Origin of the sequence: Faecalibacterium sp. HTF-F, from assembly GCF_023347535.1 — a bacterium.
GTDB classification, from domain to species: Bacteria; Bacillota; Clostridia; order Oscillospirales; family Ruminococcaceae; genus Faecalibacterium; species Faecalibacterium wellingii.
Genome location: NZ_CP094473.1, coordinates 2,738,369 through 2,755,792 on the forward strand (window position 1 = coordinate 2,738,369; position 17,424 = coordinate 2,755,792).

The window sequence follows — 17,424 nt, forward strand, 5'->3', positions numbered from 1 at the left end:
ATCTCCTTTACTGGTTTGGACCCTCTCAGTCATCGCTGCGCGATGCCAGCTCCCCCGAAAGGGGGGAGCTTTTACTTTTTGAGGGAGAAGTATTCTTCTATTGAACGATATTTTTTATCGAGATCGCTTTGAACCTGAGAGGTTTTTATTCCACTTCTTCCAGCATCTGTTCCAGAAATGCCGGCAGGTAAAATGCACCCACATGCAGCTTGGTGGTGTAGTAGCGGGTGCGCATGTTCAGGGCCTTCCATGCCGCCGCATCCAGATCATCGATGGGATGATACTTCTTGCTTGCAAAACCGAACAGCCAGTAGCCCGCGGCAAAGGTGGGGATGTGGGCCTGATACACCCGGCTGATGGGGAAGGTGCTGGCAATGCGCTTGTGGCTGCGCTGCATGGCGCTGGCGTCCTCGGCGTAGAAGGGGCTGCCCTGCTGGTTGACCATGATGCCGTCCTCTTTCAGGGCGTTGAAGCAGCTGCCGTAGAACTCGCGGGTGAACAGACCCTCGGAGGGGCCGAAGGGATCAGAGGAGTCCACGATGATAAGGTCGTACTCCTCCTCGCAGCGGCGGATGTACTTGAGGGCGTTCTCAAAGTAGATGTGCACCCGGCGGTCATCCATGCGGCAGGCATTGCCGGGCAGGTAGGCGCGGCAGGCTTCCACCACCTGCGGGTCCATCTCCACAAGGTCGATGCGCTCCACCCGGTCGTAGCGGGTCAGCTCCCGCACCACGCCGCCGTCGCCGGCACCGATGACAAGGATATCCTTGGCCTCCTTGTGCACCGCCATGGGCACGTGCACGATCATTTCATCGTAGATGAACTCGTCCCGCTCGGTCAGCATCACGTTGCCGTCCAGCGTGAGCACCCGGCCAAACTCCGGGGTCTCAAAGATGTCGATGCGCTGGTAATCGCTCTGCCGGGAATAGAGCTGTTTGTTCACCCGGATGCTGTGCTTTACGTCCGGGGTGTGAAACTCCGAAAACCAAAATTCCATCTGCGTTCCCTCCTTATGCCAGAACGTTCAGCCGCTCGATGTCCGGGTCCTCGGGGCCGGTCATGCTGCAGCCCTTGGCCTTGGCGTACTCGATGTAGTTCAGGATCTCCTTTGTGATGCGCTCGCCGGGGGCCAGAATGGGGATGCCCGGCGGGTAGCACATGACGAACTCGCTGCACACCATGCCCTCGGTCTCCCGGAGGGGCAGGCTCTTTTTGGGGGCATAGAAAGCCTCCTGCGGGCTGGCAGCCACAACGGGGTCGATGTATTCCTGACTCAGCAGGCCGGAGCCGTCGGTCTGGTAGCGGCGCTTGATCTCGGCCAGTGCGCTGACCAGACGCTCCACCTCCTGCGGGCGGTCGCCGATGGAAAGATAGGCAAGGATGTTGCCGATATCGCCGAACTCGATCTGGATATCGTACTCGTCCCGCAGAATGTCGTAGACCTCGATGCCCGCAAGGCCGATGTCCAGCGTGTGGACGCTGAGCTTGGTGGTGTCAAAGTCAAAGACGGAGTTGCCGTTGCACAGCTCCTTGCCAAAGGCGTAGTAGCCGCCCACGGCGTTGATCTCCTCACGGGCATACTCGGCCATGTCTGCCACCTGGTGGAACACCTGCCGACCCCGCAAAGCAAGGTTGCGGCGGGAGATATCCAGACTGGACATGAGCAGGTAGCTGCCGGAGGTGGTCTGGGTCAGGTTGATGATCTGCCGCACATAGCCCGGGTGCACGTTGGGGCCGATGAGCAGCAGGCTGGACTGGGTCAGGCTGCCGCCGCTCTTGTGCATGGAAACGGAGGCCATATCCGCGCCCGCCGCCATGGCAGACACCGGCAGGCCGCCGCCGAAGTAGAAGTGGGTGCCGTGGGCTTCGTCCGCAAGGCAGAGCATCCCGGCGTCGTGGGCCATCTTGACGATGGCGCGCAGGTCGGAGCAGATGCCGTAGTAGGTGGGGTTGTTCACCAGCACGGCCACCGCATTGGGGTGCTCCCGGATGGCCTTTTCCACCTGTTCCCGCTTCATGCCCAGCGAAATGCCAAGGCGCTTGTCCACCTCGGGGTTCACGTACACCGGCACCGCGCCGCACAGCACCAGCGCGTTCAGCACGCTGCGGTGCACGTTGCGGGGCAGAATGATCTCATCGCCCCGCTTGCAGGCGGTGAGCACCATGCTCTGCACGCTGCTGGTGGTACCGCCCACCATGAGGAACGCGTGGGCAGCGCCAAAGGCGTCTGCGGCCAGCTCCTCTGCTTCCCGGATGACCGATACCGGGTGGCAGAGATTATCCAGCGGCTTCATGCTGTTCACGTCCACACCCACGCACTGCTGGCCCAGAAAGGCCGTCAGCTCCGGGTTGCCGCGGCCCCGCTTGTGTCCGGGCACATCAAAGGGCACCACCCGCATCTTCCGGAACCGCTCCAGCGCCTCGTAAATGGGGGCGCGGTTCTGGTTGAGCTTTTGTTTTTTGTTCATCCATTCCACCTCTTTTTTACGACCCGGCACACAAAAAAACACGGGCCGGCTGAACAGCACAAAGACCGTTCTGCTGACCCGTGAAGGCAGTTCCCAATGTTCCCCTGCCCAAAGCGCGCCAAATTTCCCGGCGCATTGCGCGGGAAACAGAAGCAGGCTATTGCGGCAGGACATCGAGATGAAGTTTTGTCAGAGTCTATATAGCACTTACTACTTTTACTACTCTTATTGACCGTTTCACAAGTCAGCGCAGCGGGCGCTGTTCGGTTTGTAAGAAACCAACTTATAAAATTTGAGCTTTGAACTCAATCAATAATGGCAGCTTGCGCCGCCGGTCGGCAGTGAACCCGGCTGTCCGTATGGCCTTGACTCCCTGACGGAGTGGTTCGAGTGTAATGCTCCTGGAAAGACCCTGATAGCTCTTCATCTCTCCAAAATCGTGTTGATTTTAGCATACCCGGGGGCCTGTGTCAACAAAATTTTATCAACTGCCCTCGATTTTACAAAATTACGCCCAAAAACTTTGCTTGTTTACACATTTTTAACATTTTTGCGTGGTAAAATGAGGTCGTAAAAAGAAAAAGGATGTGGAACACATGCAACACTGTCCCGCCCGCGCGGCACAGCGGCTGGCGGCGGCAGTTCTGGCGCTGTGCCTTGTGCTGGCTCTGGCCATTCCCCATGCTCATGCAGCTGCCCTGCAGGAGACACACGGTATCCGGATGCTGGAGTTCAACACCAGCCATATCCTCTCCATCGGCAACCAGACCTCCGGCAAATGCAGCTGGTACGCACTGCGTTACGCACGCACCATTCTGGACGGAAAAACCTGCTCCGGCAGCGGCATGTGGTCGAACGGGGCGGTCTGGTCGGCAGGCGGGTACTACGGTTACTCCGGCAGCCTGTCCGAGTGCCTGCAGAAGCTCTACACCGAGCTTTCCGCCGGGCGTCCGGTGATCGTACATCTGAAAAACACTGCGGTGAGCGGCGTAAAACGGCACACGAACCGCACTTCTACTTATGAATATCACCTGACCGGCTCCGGCTGGAACGAGGTGAACTACCCCCATATCGCCACCAGCGCTGCGTATGGCCACTGGGTCTGCGTGGTGGGCATCCGTGCGGATGCAGACCCTGCAAACCTGAAGGAAAGCGATTTCTACGCGCTGGACCCGGCACGCGTCTCGGCAAACGGCACACTGGCTGTGACCCGACTGCTGGACGGCACCATCTGGACTGACAATTCTCCGCTGAAAACAGCAGGCTGACAAAATTAGAAAAGCAAAAAAGCTGACGCTTCTGCGTCAGCTTTTTTGTTTGTACAGGCCCGCTCGGTCTCGCATCAATATCCCCGTACCGAGAAGCCGCGCTCCCACGGGTCGGGCGGCAGATCCTTCTGGCGGATGCCGGTGATCCGGATGTAATCGCTTTTCTGGATCATGGCGAACAGCCGCATGAATTGATCCGGGTCGCCCTGCACTTCCAGCGTCACACTGCCATCGTCCTCGTTCTCCACCCAGCCGGTCAGCTCCAGTGTCTGGGCCGCATAGCGGGCACGGTAGCGGAAGCCCACCCCCTGCACCTGCCCTTCGATGGAATAGCGGCGGCGCACCGTTCCCTGCGGCAGAGCAGGCGGCGTGCGGTCTTTTTTGTTTAAAAAGTTAAACATAGCATTTAAACCTTTACCGGGCTCGCCCTCTCCGTCATTGCTCCGCAATGCCACCTCTCCCAGAGTGAGAGGCTTTGGCAGTCCATACAACGTTTGCGGTTTTGCCAAGGGCTCCCCCTTTGAGGAAAGACTTCCCCCGCTCCGGGGGAAGATGTCGCGCAGCGACAAAAGGGGGAATCTGGCGCGTTAGAGACTGAGAGGGCGAAGAAGCTTTCCTTTCCCTCAAAGCTCCTGATAGGCAGTCATCAGCGCCGGGATGAACTGCTTTTTGCGGCTCACCACACCGGGCAGCGTAAAGCTGCCGTCCTCGGCGGGCTGGGTCTCAAAGCCGTCGGCCAGCACCTCGGAGGCATAGCGGCCATCGCTGATGACCACGCTTTCTTCCTTGGGCACGTCGGTGAGCAGCATGTAGATGTCCTCCACGTTCTGCTTGTTGCGGGCTTCTTCCAGATAGGGCTGCAGCAGCGCTTCGGCGGCCTGCAGGTTCTTGCGGGTCATGTAGCTGCCCTGTGCCACGCCAAAGCGGATATCGCCGCACATGAACACCTTGAAATCCTGCAGGAACACTTCCTCGGCGGTCTTGCCGTCCAGCTTTTCGCCTGCCTCAAACATCTCGCTGGCAAACTCGTCGATCTCCACCCCGGCGATCTTTGCCAGACGCTTTGCAAGGGCCTCGTCCAGCGGCGTGCAGGTGGGGCTGCGGAACACCAGCGTATCCGACAAAATCGCCGCCAGCAGAAGACCTGCGATCTGCGGCGGGATCTCCACGCCGTTCTCGTCGTACATCTGGGTGATGATGGTGGCAGTGCAGCCCACCGGCTGGTTGCGGAAGTACACCGGGCCGCTGGTCTCCAGACTGCCGATGCGGTGGTGATCGATGATCTCCAGGATCTCGGCCTGATCGAAGCCCTCCACGGCCTGCGTGGCTTCGTTGTGGTCCACCAGAATAATGCGGCGCTTGCGCAGCGCAATGATGTTGCGGCGGCTGACCATGCCGCAGTATTTGCCGTCCTCGTCCAGAATGGGGAAATAGCGGTGGCGCACCTTGGCCATCACACGGGTAACATCGGCCACCGGCGTGACGAGGGTGAACTTCATGATGTCGCTGCGGGTCATATAGTAGGAAATGGGTGCGCACTGGCTGATGAGCTTACCGGCAGCATAGGTATCCACCGGGGTGGTCATGATGGCAACGCCGGTCTCCTCGGCAATGCGCTGGATGGTGCGGCCCACCTTGGCGTTGTTGCACAGGATGAGCAGAGAGGCTTCCTTCTCAATGGCGCACAGCTGGCTCTCGTAGCGGTTGGTCAGGATGACGATATCGCCCTTTTCCATGCTGTTTTCCAGCATTTCCGGGGTGGCGGTGCCAATGCGGATGTGCCCGGTGGTGCACACCGCGTCCTCGCTGCCCACCGCCATGGTGGCCCCCAGTGTTTCCAGAATGTTCTTGTAGCTGGTGCGGCTCTTGGCAAGGATACCGGTATCGAACAGGTCCATGTTGGCGGTGGCGATGTCCTTCACCGTGATCAGACCTTCCAGCTCGTTGTCCGCTGCCGTCACCGGCAGGGTGTCGATCTTGCGGTCGCGCATGATCTCCCACGCCTTGCGCAGGCTGGTGGAGCCGGGGATGCCGGGCATTTCGCGGTAGTCCACATCCCGGATCTTGGGGTTGACGTCCGTGCACATGCGCGGGGGCCTGACCCCGAATTTTTTGAGCACGAACTCGGTCTCCTGATTCATTTTGCCTGCACGGCGGGGTTCGCAGACCAGATCACTGGTCTTGTTTTTCAGTTCTGCATAGGCAATGGCCGAGCAGATGGAGTCGGTGTCCGGATTGCGATGTCCGATGACAACGACCTTATGGGCTGTTTTGGGCATATTGTTCCCCCTTTGGGTCCTGGTTTACCTTCTATGTTGATCTCATTTACCATGGTGCACTCCCCGCTCCTGCACAGCGCGGTGCACCTCAGATTTATTTTAGCACAATTGCCTGCACGGGTAAAGCGGAACAAACACGCTGCGGTGCGGCTTTCGGCTCCCGGACAAGGCGGTGTTCCATGCTTATAAAAACAGCTTCTCCGATTTGTTGTATCCATCTCTTGTAATTCTGCGCGTTCTGCTGTATGATATAGGTCATGTATCCAAGTGCATCTCGTTACCGTTACGGAGGAACCTATGACAGCAACCAAAACGCCCTCGTTCCATAAGCCGCCGCTGTTCACCCGGCAGCAGCTCATTGCCCTGCTGCTGCCGCTGATCGCAGAGCAGGCGCTCAGCGTGACCATCGGTCTGGCGGACACCCTGATGGTGTCCTCGGTGGGAGAAGCCGCCGTGTCGGGCGTGAGCCTTGTGGACAGCTTCAACACCCTGATGATCCAGATCATGAGCGCACTGGCCACCGGCGGCGCGGTGGTCACCAGCCAGTACATCGGCCGGCAGGAACCCCGTGACGCCCGGAACGCCGCCGCGCAGATCCTGTTCATCCTGTCCAGCTTCAGCCTGCTGGTGGCCGCCGTTGTGGTGGCGGGCCGCCATGCCATCCTGCAGGGCATCTTCGGCTCCATCGACGCGGACGTGATGCGCTATGCCGAGACCTACTTTCTGCTCTCGGCCCTGAGCTACCCCTTCATCGGCCTGTACAACGCCGGTGCGGCCCTGTTCCGGGCGCAGGGCAACAGCAAGATCAGCATGCTGTCCAGTCTGGTGATGAACGTGGTGAACATCGGCGGCAACGCCGTGCTGATCTACGGCTTCAGAATGGGCGTCATGGGCGCAGCGCTGGCAAGCCTTGTATCCCGCGCCATTGCCTGCTTTGCCGTGCTGTACCTGCTGCAGAAGCCCGACTGCCCGCTGCGCGTGGACGGCCTGCGTGCACTGGCCCCCAAAGCACGGCTCATCCGGCAGATCCTGCGGGTGGGCATCCCGGCCGGCATCGAGAACGGCATGTTCCAGATCGGCAAGCTGTCCGTTTCCAGCCTGACCTCCACGTTGGGCACCGCCGCCATTGCGGCCAACGCCGTGGCAAACACCACCACCACCTTTTTGAACATCCCGGCCAACGCCGTGGGCATGGCCGCGCTGACCGTGGTGGGCCAGTGCCTTGGCGCAGGCGAAAAGGATCAGGCCGTGTATTACTCCCGCCGCCTGATGCTGTTTGCCTACTGCGGCGCATGGTTCATGAACCTTTCGGCCTTCCTGTTTGCCAACAAATTCGCACTGGGCCTGTTCAGCCTCTCGCCCGAGGCCTACGCCATGGCGCTGGAAGTGATGGTGTGGTTCAACATCGTTTCGCTGTTCATCTGGCCTTCCAGCTTTACCATGCCCAACATCCTGCGTGCGGCAGGCGACGCCCGCTTTACCATGACCGTGAGCATCGTGTCCATGTGGGCCTTCCGGGTGGGCTTCTGCTACCTGTGTGTGCTGGCCTTCCACGGCGGCCTGCTGGCCATCTGGATGGGCATGTATCTGGACTGGGCGTTCCGCTCCCTGTGCTTCTTTGTGCGCTTCGTGCGCGGCAAGTGGCTGGAACAGAATGTGATCTGAAATTTCTCAAAAGGCTGTCAGCATGACAGTCTTTTTTAGTTTTTGGCTGTTATCTGTCTTTCAATTATGCTATAATTTAAGCAAAGTTTTTCACGCATAGGAGTTTATTGTGAAAGATACCAAAAAATCTATTTCTTTATTTTCCGGTGCCATGGGTTTAGATATTGGCCTACAGCAAGCTGGAATCGATATTCAAATCGGGCAGGATTTTAACAAAGCCTGTGTCAACACTATGTTTCAAAATGGGCATAAGGCTATTTTAGGTGATATTTGCAGAATCGAGCCAGAAGAATTACTTTCTGCTGCAGGGCTAACGTTCGGGGAACCGTTCCTTATCTGTGGTGGTCCACCTTGTCAGCCTTTTTCGACCGCCGGAAAGCGTCTTGGCATCAATGATCCACGTGGAAGCCTTTTTCGCGAATATGTACGAATGATCGATGTTATCCGGCCTCGCTTCTTCGTAATGGAGAATGTAAAAGGTTTAATGAGTTCTCCTCTAAAAGATGCTGATGGTAAAAACACAGCTGGTAAGGTTATCGACATTATCCTAGAAGAGTTTGCAAAACTAAACTATAAAACAGTATATGGTGTTTTAGATTCTGTAAATTATGGTGTTCCCCAATTTCGCGAACGTTTTGTTATGATTGGCAGTCGGGATAATGAAGATATATTTTTACCTATTCCTACCCATTTTCAAATGCATCAAAACGCGGCATACCGTTGGAGTACCCTTGGCGATTGTATACGTGATTTAGAAAACACTCCTGGTGAGTGCGCAGATTTCACTCCTCTTCGTCTAAAGTATTTGAAAATGGTTCCCGAAGGAGGAAATTGGAAAAATCTTCCTCCCGACATTTTAAAGGAAGCCATGGGTGGAGCTTATTCGTCCGGCGGTGGAAAGGTTGGTTTTTATCGACGACTTTCTTATTCTCAGCCTTCACCTACTGTTGTCACAAGCCCTATTCAAAAGGCAACTATGATGTGTCACCCTACGAAAGATCGGCCTTTAAGTGTTGCTGAATATGCTCGTATCCAGCAATTTCCAAATGATTGGAAGTTTACCGGAACACTTGTAGATAAATATAGACAAATTGGAAACGCTGTTCCTGTTGGGCTAGCCAAAGCTATCGGCGAAGCCATTGTTGCCACAGCCGATAATACTGCAACTGTTAAAGTAAAACGTATCCGTGGAACCGGCATTCACGAAAAGATTCAGGAAGCTATTCGATTGGGAGGTATAAATCATGCTGACGATTGAACCATTAAATTCTTCTTACGATGAAAAGCAGGTTCTAGCTGCCATTTCTGTTGCACTGAATGATTTTTATTCTTCTCTCACCGAAAACCTCAACAATATCAATCTTAATAAAATTCTAAAACGTAAAAATCCGTATTTATATCGAGCAAAAGGAATCAACAACGCTACTCAAGTCGTGGATAACATTCTTTCTGCCTATGTTTCTTCAAGTGAAGAAACCATTTTCGGCAATACATTCTTTGAACCAATTGCTATTGTTGTTTCTGGCGGACAAAAGGCTGTTACAGAAGGTGTTGATATTACAGTGGATAAAAACAACACAATTTATAGCATCGCTGTAAAGAGTGGTACATCTGTTTTTAACGCCGACAGTCGAAAGCGTCAGGAACAAAATTTTCAATCCGCACAGAAGCGCGCCCAACAAGCTCATCGTGCATTTATGCCCGTTGTCGGATATGGTTATGGAAAGAAAAAAGTTTCATCAAAAAACGAAAAATTTTACAAAGAGCTTGCCGGAAAAGATTTTTGGGAATGGTTAACCGGTGATTCTAGTTTTTATACCAAGATCATCGATTACATGGGGCAGAAACCCGAACAATTTGCAGCCTCTTTTGAAGATGCGTATAATAAAGCCCAAAATCGCATGGTGCGAGATTTTACTCTTACATATTGTAAGGAAGATGGTTCCATCGATTGGGAAAAACTCATCCAATACAATAGCGGTGATTAAACGCTTTCAAGTGCCTGCCTTCGTGGCGGGCACTTTTTTCAATTCTGTGCAGTATTTCGGTGTTCTGATCCGTATTGTAACCAAAGGCCCGTCGGGTTCCGTTTTAATCCCCGTCGTGTCTGTCTGTGGTGCAGCAGGAACATTGGGTCGGGGAACCGCCCGCGGTTGCGCTGCGGATTTACCCCATTTTTTACGCAATACGCACAAATAATTCATTTGTTTTTCAGCAATGTTGTCCGCTTTCCTTCTTGTTTTTGTCACATTCCCGGCGTATAATTTCTCAATGCTAAGAGATTTTGCTTCTGCAAAAAGGAGGCTTTTTCAATGAAGCGCAGTTGGTTTTCGCGCCATCCCATCTGTTTCATGGCGCTTTATCTGTTATTTTATCTTTCCGCATTCAATTTTCTGGAGACGCGGATCTCCATGCCCCATCTGGTGCTGGTGCACTGCCGGCTGGACGACCTGATCCCCTTCTGCAAATATGCCGTCATCCCCTATTTTGCATGGTTTGTGTGGATCCCGTTCACACTGTTCTATCTGCTGTGGCGTGCCCCGCGGGAGGACTTCTGGCGGCTGTGCCTGCCGCTGTTTGCCGGCATGACCATCGCACTGGCCTGCTATGTCATTCTTCCCACCGGCCTTGCCCTGCGGCCCTATTATGTGCCGGGCAACGACTTTTTTGCCCGCACCGTGCGGACGCTGTACCGCACCGATACCCCCACCAACGTGTGCCCGTCCATCCATGTGTTCAACTCGGTAACGCTGCTGCTGGCGTACTACCGCTGCCGTATTTTTGAGCAGCCGCGCCGCCGCTGGATGCGTCCGGCCGCTGCCGTGCTGTGCATTTCCATCGTGTGCTCCACCGTGCTGCTCAAGCAGCACAGCTGCATCGATGTGGCGCTGGGCGCCTTGCTGGCACTGGCACTGGATGCCCTGTTTACCCGCTCCGAGGAGCGCAGCGAAGTGCCGCAGATGCGGTGGAACTGATACGCAAAAAGAGAGCGCCGTCCAACGACGGCGCTCTCTTTTTGCTTTAAAACAGCCCTTCCGGCAGGCAGACATCCTGCTTTGGCACCTTTGCCCAGGAAAACTCTCCGATCAGGCTTTCCGGCGTGCGGGGCGCAGGTTCCGGCTGCAGACCGTAGGCGTAGGCAAGCTTGCCCACGATCTCCTGCGCGGTGTATTTTGTGCGCAGGTTTTCCAGGCTCTGGTCGCCGTCCCGCTTGGACAGCCGCCGCCCATCCGGGGCCAGCAGCAGCGGGCAGTGGGCAAACCCCGGTGCCTGCAGGCCCAGCAGGCGGTACAGGTACAGCTGCCGTGCCGTGGAGGACAGCAGGTCTGACCCGCGCACCACTTCGGTGACGCCCATGCGGGCATCGTCCACCACCACGGCCAGCTGATAGGCAAACACGCCGTCTGCCCGGCGCAGGTAGAAATCGCCGCAGTCCCGCAGCAGGTTCTCGGTGTGCAGGCCCATGCAGCCGTCCACGAATGTGATCTCTTCATCCGGCACCATCAAGCGGTAGGCCGGGGCTTTCTTTTTGCGTTTTTCTGCAATTTCGGCGGCGGTCAGGCCCCGGCAGGTGCCGGGGTAAATGACATTGCCGTCTGAGGTATGGGGCGCACTGGCCGCGTGCAGCTGGGCGCGGGAGCAAAAGCACGGGTACACCAGCCCCCTGTCCTCCAGCTTCCGGAAGCTGGAGGCGTAGATCTCCGCGCACTCGCTCTGGTAATAGGGGCCGTTCGGCCCGCCGGTGCTGCCGCCCTCGTCCCAGACAAGGCCCAGCCAGTCGAGGTCCTGCTCCAGCAGGTCGGCGTAGACTCGCGGGCAGCGCTCGGCGTCCAGATCCTCAATGCGCAGTACGATGCGTCCACCCCGGCTTCTGGCACTGAGCCACGCCAGCAGGCTGCAGGCCAGATTGCCCAGATGCAGCCGACCGCTGGGGCTGGGGGCAAAGCGGCCGGTTGGCGGTACAGGCTCTGTTTTTTGCGTAAAAACTGCTTGTTCTTGCATGTGTATCCTTTCAGCCGCCGGACGATTTAAAATTGCCGACGCGTCCGCTTTGGCAATATCAGCGGAAATATTATTTTATATATTCGCGTTTGTCGCGCTCTGCGGAGCGCTCCAAACGCATTTTCACGGGAAGGGGTCGTAACGGGAAACGGCATATGCTGACGCTGGCTCCCTGCGGGAGCATTCGCGTCAGCATGAAAACATGCTGTTGCCCTTACGTTTCGTCACGCAGCGACTTAAAACCGGCGGAACACAAAAAATCCTTTCGCTCTGCGCGGGAAGCCGCTTTTTCCCTATTATAGTTGCCCGTCCGCCAAAGGTCAACAGACCACCCTGTCCAGCCGCTGCTCCACCGCCTGCCGGACCTGTGGCGCACGGATGCCGAAAACGATCTGCACATTGCAGCCGTTTTGCACCACCCCGCTGCAGGGCAGCTCCCTCAGCGCCTGCTCCCGGACAAAGGCCGCATCCTGCACCGTGACCCGCAGGCGGGTAAAGCAGTTGTCCACCGTGCAGATGTTCTCCCGCCCGCCGAGGGCGGCGATGAGCTTTTCCACCCCGGCATCGTCCAGCGGTGCCGCTTCCGGCCGGACAGGCTCCTCCGGGCGTCGGCCCGGCGTGGGCAGGTCCAGCGCTTTGATAAGCGCCGTGAAGACCACAAAGTACACTGCGATCTGGGCAAGGCCCAGCAGATAGAGCACCGGATAATGGGTGCGGGCCACACCGGCAGAGAGGTTCATTGCCAGCGAACCCAGAAGGTTGGAGGTAAAGGCGGTCACATGGCACAGGTGCAGCAGCACGATGAACGCACCGGAAATGGCCGCGTGAGCCAGCCACAGCACCGGTGCCGAAAAGCAGAACAGAAAATCCATCGGCTCGGTGATCGAGGCCAGCGATGCCGTGAAGGCCAGCGGCAGCAGCTGGGCCGCCGTTTTGCGGCGGCTGCCGCGCCGGGCACAGAAGATGAATGCCGCCGCAATGCCAAAGTAACCAAACGTCTTGGTAAAGCCGGTGTACATCCACACGATGCCATCGGAGAAGGGCAGGTTCAGATTGTACTCGGTCATCATGACCACATAGGCACCGGTATAGGTGACGCTGCCCACCGTGAGCTGACCGCCCAGCTGCGAGAACTGGAAGGGCATATACACCAGATGGTGCAGGCCTGTGGGGATGAGCAGCCGCTCCAGAAAGCCGTACAGGAACAGACCGATATTGCCGGACGCCGCAAGGAAGCCGGTAAGGGCAGCAATGGCCTTTTGCACCGGAGGCCAGACAAAACAGGCCCCAAAGCCCAGCACCGCCGCCAGCGCTGCCATGCAGGTAAAGGACCACCGCTCCCCGGAAAACACGCCGCCCAGGATCCCCCTGTGGGCCTTTTTACAGGTGTGGTCATACACATGGGCCGTCAGCAGGCCCAGCAGCACGCCGCCGAATACGCCGGTATCCACGGTCTGGATGCCCAGCACACTGGTCTGGCCTGCACCGTACAGGCCGGTCAGGCCGTCCGGCTGCGCCAGCAGGCCCAGCTCGGCAAGGGTGACATTGCCGGCGGTGAGATAGATGAAGTAGCTCATCAGCGCAATGAACGCCGCCTGATGCTTTTCCTGCTTTGCCAGCGACGCCGCAAGCCCGGTGCAGAACAGCACGCTGAGGTTGGAGATGACCGCCGACAGGCATTTGTAAAGGATCCTGCCCATCAGCCGCACCGGCCCCCACTGCAGCAGCGGCAGCGCCCCGGACAGCGCGGTGCTGGTGAGCAGGGCCCCTGCTGCCAGCAGCAGGCCCGCCGCCGAAAGATAGGTCAGCGGGGCCAGCATCGCGCGGGAAAACCGCTCCAGTGCGGCCGTGAACCGGTGTTTCATGGCGTTTCCTTCCTTTCCGGCCGCCGATGCGGCAAAGTCCTATCTGTAGTCAACCGATTTTTGCGGAAAATGTCAAGAATGCAAAGCTCCTAAAAATGCCGCCGTTCTTTGTGCAGGGTGCCGATTCCCCCACTTGAAATTCGTTCTGCCCCGTCCGATTGACAACCGCTGCCGCAGAACGTATACTTAGGGTGTATCGTTTTGAGGTGCTGCGGCCTCTGCGCCAAGGCACTGCTCATGGAGGACACTGCTATGAAATCAAGATATACCCGCATCCTCTCTGTTCTGCTGTGCGCCGCACTGGCCTGCAGCATTCTGGCCGGCTGCAGCACTGCTGCCAGCAGCTCCGAAGTGCCCAGCTCTGCCAGCAGTTCTGCAAGCTCCGCTGCTTCCGGCGAAGTGCTGCCCGATTCCACCACCCGGGCCGACACCTCCGGGCTGAACCCCGGTGATTTTGACGAGAACTCCATCTTCTCCATCACCGGCACCTCTGCCGCCTTCGAGCCCTGCCTCGGCTGGGGCCCGGGCGTGTCCGGCTGCTCGCTGAAATCGGTGATCGCAGCGGCATCCCTGCTGCAGTGGGCGGAAGACGCCCGTCTTGCCTCCCGCACGCCGGATGCTGTGCAGGAAGCCTTCTACAACTGGTACGACACCCTGGACGCCGACGAGCAGGAGAGCTTTGCCGAGGCCTGGACGATGATCGAGCCGGACGCGCTGAGCCTGCTGAGCGACAAGGAGAGCATGACCGGCCGCATCGAGGACGCCGGCCTTGACCCGGACGCTTTGCCCGGCTGCACCCTGAAGAACTGGCAGGCCCTGCAGACCGTGCTGGACGACTGCGTGCCCGCAGTGGGCCAGTGAACCCAACATAAAAAGAAGCTGACCGGACTGGTCAGCTTCTTTTTGTTTTTGCGAAAAGGCCGGGGCCGCCTGCGGCATCAGACCTTCTTCAGCACATACTGGCGGGTGCCCATGCCGATCTTTTCGGCCTGCTCCAGCGTGGCCTTCCACTCAATATTGGGGTTGGAATCCTTGAAGTTGTCATGGTGGCAGTTCCAGCCGGGCTTTGCAAGGTTCTGGCCCAGCTGGCTGTTCGGCAGCGGCTGTGCATTCAGGCAGGCGTCCGCGCAGGCCTGATCCAGCGCCACCGGGTCAAAGGACGCAAAGATGCCGATATCCGGCAGGATGGGAGCATCGTTCTCGCAGTGGCAGTCGCAGTTGGGGCTGATGTCCTGCACCAGAGAAATATGGAAGCAGGGACGACCGGCGCACACGGCAGCCGCATACTCGGCCATCTTGCGGTCCAGCATCTCATTGGCGCTGTCGCACTGGGAATAGATGGCGTCAAAGTTGCAGGCACCGATGCAGCGGCCGCAGCCCTTGCACTTGGTCTGGTCAATGACGGCCTTGTTGTTGGCATCGTAGGTGATGGCATCGGAGCCGCACTCCTTGGCGCAGCGGTGGCAGCCGCGGCACAGGCTCTGCTGCACCTCCGGGTGTCCGGCGGCGTGCTGTATCATCTTGCCCGCGCGGGAGCCGCAGCCCATGCCGATGTTCTTGAGAGTACCGCCGAAGCCGGTGGATTCGTGGCCCTTGAAATGGGTCAGGCTGATAAAGATATCCGCATCCATGATGGCGCGGCCGATCTTTGCCGTCTTGCAGTATTCGCCGTTCGGCACCGGCACCTCTGCCTCATCGGTGCCGCGCAGGCCGTCCGCAATGATGACCTGACAGCCGGTGGTCATGGGCCAGAAGCCGTTCAGCTGGGCACAGGTGAGGTGCTCCAGTGCGTTCTTGCGGCTGCCCGGGTACAGGGTGTTGCAGTCGGTCAGGAACGGCAGACCGCCCTGCTCCTTGCACAGGTCAGCCACCACCTTGGCGTAGTTGGGGCGCAGGAATGCCAGATTGCCCAGCTCACCGAAATGCATCTTGATGGCAACGAATTTGCCATCCATATCAATGTCCTTGATGCCGGCAGCAATGCACACGCGGCGCAGCTTGTCCAGCAGGCTGGTGCCCACGGGACAGCGGAAATCTGTATAATAAACTTTGGATGCTTCCATAGCAGTTTCCTCCATTTTGCTTTGTACGGCACGCTGCCGCATACTCTCTCTTTTACCAGTATAGCACAAAGTTTTTCAAAGAAAAAGAGCGGGATAAAGGCGGCGGGCACCCCTCTGTGTCCCACGATCAGAATGGCCTCCGCTGATCGCTCTGGCCATATTTAGCGGAACTATTATTTCATAAGGAAAGAAAGCCGGAAATCTGCGGATTTCCGGCTTTCTTTTTTCACGGGAAAGAGCCGTGGCGGGCAGCGGCATCTTGCAAAAGGCATGAAACCTTAAACACGCGACTACGCTCTGTGCGGGAAGCATTCCAAATCAGAAGATTGCCGTCACAGCCGCCACTGCCAGCACGATAATGCCCAGCACAATGCGGTAGACGCCAAAGAACTTGAAATCGTGGCGCTTCACATAGTCCATCAGGAAGCGGATGGCGGCAAGGCTGACGCCAAAGGCCACCACACAGCCCACTGCCAGCACGGCCACCTCGGTGCCGGTCATCACGGAGCCGCTGACGGCGAACTTGACCACCTTGAGCAGGGATGCGCCCGCCATGACCGGGATGGCCAGATAGAAGGTGAACTCTGCCACGCAGGCGCGGGACAGGCCCAGCAGCAGGCCGCCCACGATGGTGGCACCGGAGCGGGAGGTGCCCGGGATGATGGCCAGACACTGCCACAGGCCGATGATGAGGGCATCGCGGTAGGTGATCTGCTCCAGCTTTGTCACATGGGGCGTGATGCGGCGGTTTTCCACCACGAAGAACAGGATGCCGTACAGGATCAGCATGGCCGCAACGGTGATGTAATTGTAAAAGTGATCTTCCATCCAGTTGTCCAGCGGGCTGATGACAAGCACCGGCAGGGTGGCGGCCACCACCTTGAACCACAGGCTCCAGACGCTGGGCTTGGAAATGACGCGGCCCCGCTTCATGCCAAAGGGCCACAGCTTGCCCCAGAACAGCACCACCACCGCCATGATGGCACCCAGCTGGATGACCACCCGGAACATGGACATGAACTCTTCACTTGCATTGAATTTGATGACCTGCTCCAGCAGGATCATATGACCGGTGGACGAGATGGGGAGCCATTCGGTAATGCCCTCCACAATGCCCATCAGGATCGCTTTGATGATCTCGAAAAACGTAAAGACCCCTCCTTGTGCCAAAGCACAGCGCTTATTTTGTACCAGTATACCATACTATGCCTTTCTGCGCACGCCGAATGCGAAAATTTTACCGGAAGGCCCTCTGCCGCTCTGCGGGCTGTAACTGCGCCCCAAAATGTGATATACTGATGCAAAGACCCTTTGTCTCCGGTTTTATCCGCAGAACCGAGCAGAAAGCAAGCACTGCTCGTATTTTTATCAGGTTATTTTACAATGAGGTGAACTGCATGAACATTCTGGTGATCGGCTGCGATCAGGTGGGCGCTTCTCTGGTCCGTGATCTGGAGCACATCGGACACGATATCTCCCTGATCGAAAAAGACCCCGAGCAGCTCAAACGGCTGGATGCTTTCGACGACTACCGCTTCCGTGGCACGGCACTGGTGGGCGACCCCACCGACCCGGATACCCTGCGGCAGGGCGGCATCGACAACTGCGATGCCGTGGCCGCTGTGAGCGAGGACGACTCGGTGAACCTGATGGCGGCACAGATCGCAAAAAGCATCTTCCGCCGGGAAAAGGTCATCTGCCGCGTGTCCGACCCGCATCTGCAGGTGTTGTACCACAAGGCCTACGAGATCGACACCATCTGCCCCACCGTGCTCACCGAGCAATCGGTGTTCCGCGCACTGGCAAAGTAAAAG

Annotated in this window: 15 protein-coding genes; 7 read left to right on the forward strand and 8 right to left on the reverse strand. The window is 57.5% G+C overall.

Annotation, left to right across the window (positions count from 1 at the left end):
- Positions 1-145: 145 nt before the first annotated feature.
- Complete coding sequence (gene speE, locus MTP37_RS12895) at positions 146-997, reverse strand: polyamine aminopropyltransferase (RefSeq protein ID WP_249237609.1); 852 nt, start codon at positions 995-997, stop codon at positions 146-148.
- Between the two features lie 13 nt (positions 998-1,010).
- Complete coding sequence (locus MTP37_RS12900) at positions 1,011-2,468, reverse strand: aminotransferase class I/II-fold pyridoxal phosphate-dependent enzyme (protein ID WP_249237610.1); 1,458 nt, start codon at positions 2,466-2,468, stop codon at positions 1,011-1,013.
- 596 nt (positions 2,469-3,064) lie between these two features.
- Here MTP37_RS12900 and MTP37_RS12905 point away from each other — a divergent pair.
- Positions 3,065-3,736 carry a hypothetical protein gene (locus MTP37_RS12905; RefSeq protein WP_249237611.1) on the forward strand — a complete coding sequence of 224 codons (672 nt, stop codon included), beginning with the start codon at positions 3,065-3,067 and terminating at the stop codon, positions 3,734-3,736.
- A gap of 74 nt (positions 3,737-3,810) precedes the next feature.
- On the opposite strand, the gene MTP37_RS12910 is transcribed toward MTP37_RS12905, so the two are convergent.
- Together MTP37_RS12910 and MTP37_RS12915 are read right to left on the reverse strand one after the other, a co-directional pair.
- Complete coding sequence (locus MTP37_RS12910) at positions 3,811-4,137, reverse strand: acylphosphatase (protein WP_249237612.1); 327 nt, start codon at positions 4,135-4,137, stop codon at positions 3,811-3,813.
- A 222-nt stretch (positions 4,138-4,359) separates the two neighbouring features.
- Entirely contained in the window at positions 4,360-6,015 is a 1,656-nt protein-coding gene (locus MTP37_RS12915; RefSeq protein ID WP_249237613.1) for a putative manganese-dependent inorganic diphosphatase, read from the reverse strand.
- 297 nt (positions 6,016-6,312) lie between these two features.
- Between MTP37_RS12915 and MTP37_RS12920 the strand changes: the two genes are divergently transcribed.
- The 4 genes from MTP37_RS12920 to MTP37_RS12935 all read left to right on the forward strand — a co-directional run bounded on the left by MTP37_RS12920 (position 6,313) and on the right by MTP37_RS12935 (position 10,655).
- Entirely contained in the window at positions 6,313-7,680 is a 1,368-nt protein-coding gene (locus tag MTP37_RS12920; protein WP_249237614.1) for an MATE family efflux transporter, read from the forward strand.
- Positions 7,681-7,789: 109 nt separating this feature from the next.
- Positions 7,790-8,938 carry a DNA cytosine methyltransferase gene (locus tag MTP37_RS12925; RefSeq protein WP_249237615.1) on the forward strand — a complete coding sequence of 383 codons (1,149 nt, stop codon included), beginning with the start codon at positions 7,790-7,792 and terminating at the stop codon, positions 8,936-8,938.
- On the forward strand, positions 8,925-9,668 hold the full coding sequence (locus MTP37_RS12930; protein ID WP_249237616.1) for a PmeII family type II restriction endonuclease: 744 nt from the start codon (positions 8,925-8,927) through the stop codon (positions 9,666-9,668). The genes MTP37_RS12925 and MTP37_RS12930 overlap by 14 nt, the downstream gene beginning before the upstream one ends.
- Before the next feature lie 324 nt (positions 9,669-9,992).
- On the forward strand, positions 9,993-10,655 hold the full coding sequence (locus tag MTP37_RS12935; RefSeq protein ID WP_249237617.1) for a phosphatase PAP2 family protein: 663 nt from the start codon (positions 9,993-9,995) through the stop codon (positions 10,653-10,655).
- 46 nt (positions 10,656-10,701) lie between these two features.
- Here MTP37_RS12935 and gluQRS read toward each other — a convergent pair whose 3' ends face one another.
- Positions 10,702-11,682, reverse strand: coding sequence for a tRNA glutamyl-Q(34) synthetase GluQRS (gluQRS, locus tag MTP37_RS12940; protein WP_249237618.1), 981 nt, complete (start codon positions 11,680-11,682; stop codon positions 10,702-10,704).
- 320 nt (positions 11,683-12,002) lie between these two features.
- Entirely contained in the window at positions 12,003-13,547 is a 1,545-nt protein-coding gene (locus MTP37_RS12945; RefSeq protein ID WP_249237619.1) for a PTS transporter subunit EIIC, read from the reverse strand.
- 252 nt (positions 13,548-13,799) lie between these two features.
- On the opposite strand from MTP37_RS12945, the gene MTP37_RS12950 reads away from it, so the two are divergent.
- Complete coding sequence (locus tag MTP37_RS12950; RefSeq protein ID WP_249237620.1) at positions 13,800-14,408, forward strand: hypothetical protein; 609 nt, start codon at positions 13,800-13,802, stop codon at positions 14,406-14,408.
- Between the two features lie 77 nt (positions 14,409-14,485).
- Here the strand turns inward: MTP37_RS12950 and MTP37_RS12955 are convergent, their stop codons facing one another.
- Positions 14,486-15,610, reverse strand: coding sequence for a DUF362 domain-containing protein (locus tag MTP37_RS12955; RefSeq protein WP_120081270.1), 1,125 nt, complete (start codon positions 15,608-15,610; stop codon positions 14,486-14,488).
- A 318-nt stretch (positions 15,611-15,928) separates the two neighbouring features.
- Positions 15,929-16,780 carry an undecaprenyl-diphosphate phosphatase gene (locus MTP37_RS12960; RefSeq protein WP_256469109.1) on the reverse strand — a complete coding sequence of 284 codons (852 nt, stop codon included), beginning with the start codon at positions 16,778-16,780 and terminating at the stop codon, positions 15,929-15,931.
- 227 nt (positions 16,781-17,007) lie between these two features.
- Here MTP37_RS12960 and MTP37_RS12965 point away from each other — a divergent pair, with 227 nt between their 5' ends.
- Positions 17,008-17,421 carry a potassium channel family protein gene (locus MTP37_RS12965; protein WP_249237621.1) on the forward strand — a complete coding sequence of 138 codons (414 nt, stop codon included), beginning with the start codon at positions 17,008-17,010 and terminating at the stop codon, positions 17,419-17,421.
- Positions 17,422-17,424: the final 3 nt, after the last annotated feature.

Excerpts from the sequence above, each read along its gene's own strand:
- MTP37_RS12945 (WP_249237619.1), bottom strand. The coding sequence starts at position 13,547 with ATGAAACACCGGTTCACGGCCGCACTGGAGCGGTTTTCCCGCGCGATG.
- gluQRS (WP_249237618.1), bottom strand. The coding sequence starts at position 11,682 with ATGCAAGAACAAGCAGTTTTTACGCAAAAAACAGAGCCTGTACCGCCA.
- MTP37_RS12950 (WP_249237620.1), top strand. The coding sequence starts at position 13,800 with ATGAAATCAAGATATACCCGCATCCTCTCTGTTCTGCTGTGCGCCGCA.
- speE (WP_249237609.1), bottom strand. The coding sequence starts at position 997 with ATGGAATTTTGGTTTTCGGAGTTTCACACCCCGGACGTAAAGCACAGC.
- MTP37_RS12930 (WP_249237616.1), top strand. The coding sequence starts at position 8,925 with ATGCTGACGATTGAACCATTAAATTCTTCTTACGATGAAAAGCAGGTT.
- MTP37_RS12910 (WP_249237612.1), bottom strand. The coding sequence starts at position 4,137 with ATGTTTAACTTTTTAAACAAAAAAGACCGCACGCCGCCTGCTCTGCCG.
- MTP37_RS12905 (WP_249237611.1), top strand. The coding sequence starts at position 3,065 with ATGCAACACTGTCCCGCCCGCGCGGCACAGCGGCTGGCGGCGGCAGTT.
- MTP37_RS12955 (WP_120081270.1), bottom strand. The coding sequence starts at position 15,610 with ATGGAAGCATCCAAAGTTTATTATACAGATTTCCGCTGTCCCGTGGGC.
- MTP37_RS12915 (WP_249237613.1), bottom strand. The coding sequence starts at position 6,015 with ATGCCCAAAACAGCCCATAAGGTCGTTGTCATCGGACATCGCAATCCG.
- MTP37_RS12920 (WP_249237614.1), top strand. The coding sequence starts at position 6,313 with ATGACAGCAACCAAAACGCCCTCGTTCCATAAGCCGCCGCTGTTCACC.
- MTP37_RS12965 (WP_249237621.1), top strand. The coding sequence starts at position 17,008 with ATGAACATTCTGGTGATCGGCTGCGATCAGGTGGGCGCTTCTCTGGTC.
- MTP37_RS12900 (WP_249237610.1), bottom strand. The coding sequence starts at position 2,468 with ATGAACAAAAAACAAAAGCTCAACCAGAACCGCGCCCCCATTTACGAG.
- MTP37_RS12935 (WP_249237617.1), top strand. The coding sequence starts at position 9,993 with ATGAAGCGCAGTTGGTTTTCGCGCCATCCCATCTGTTTCATGGCGCTT.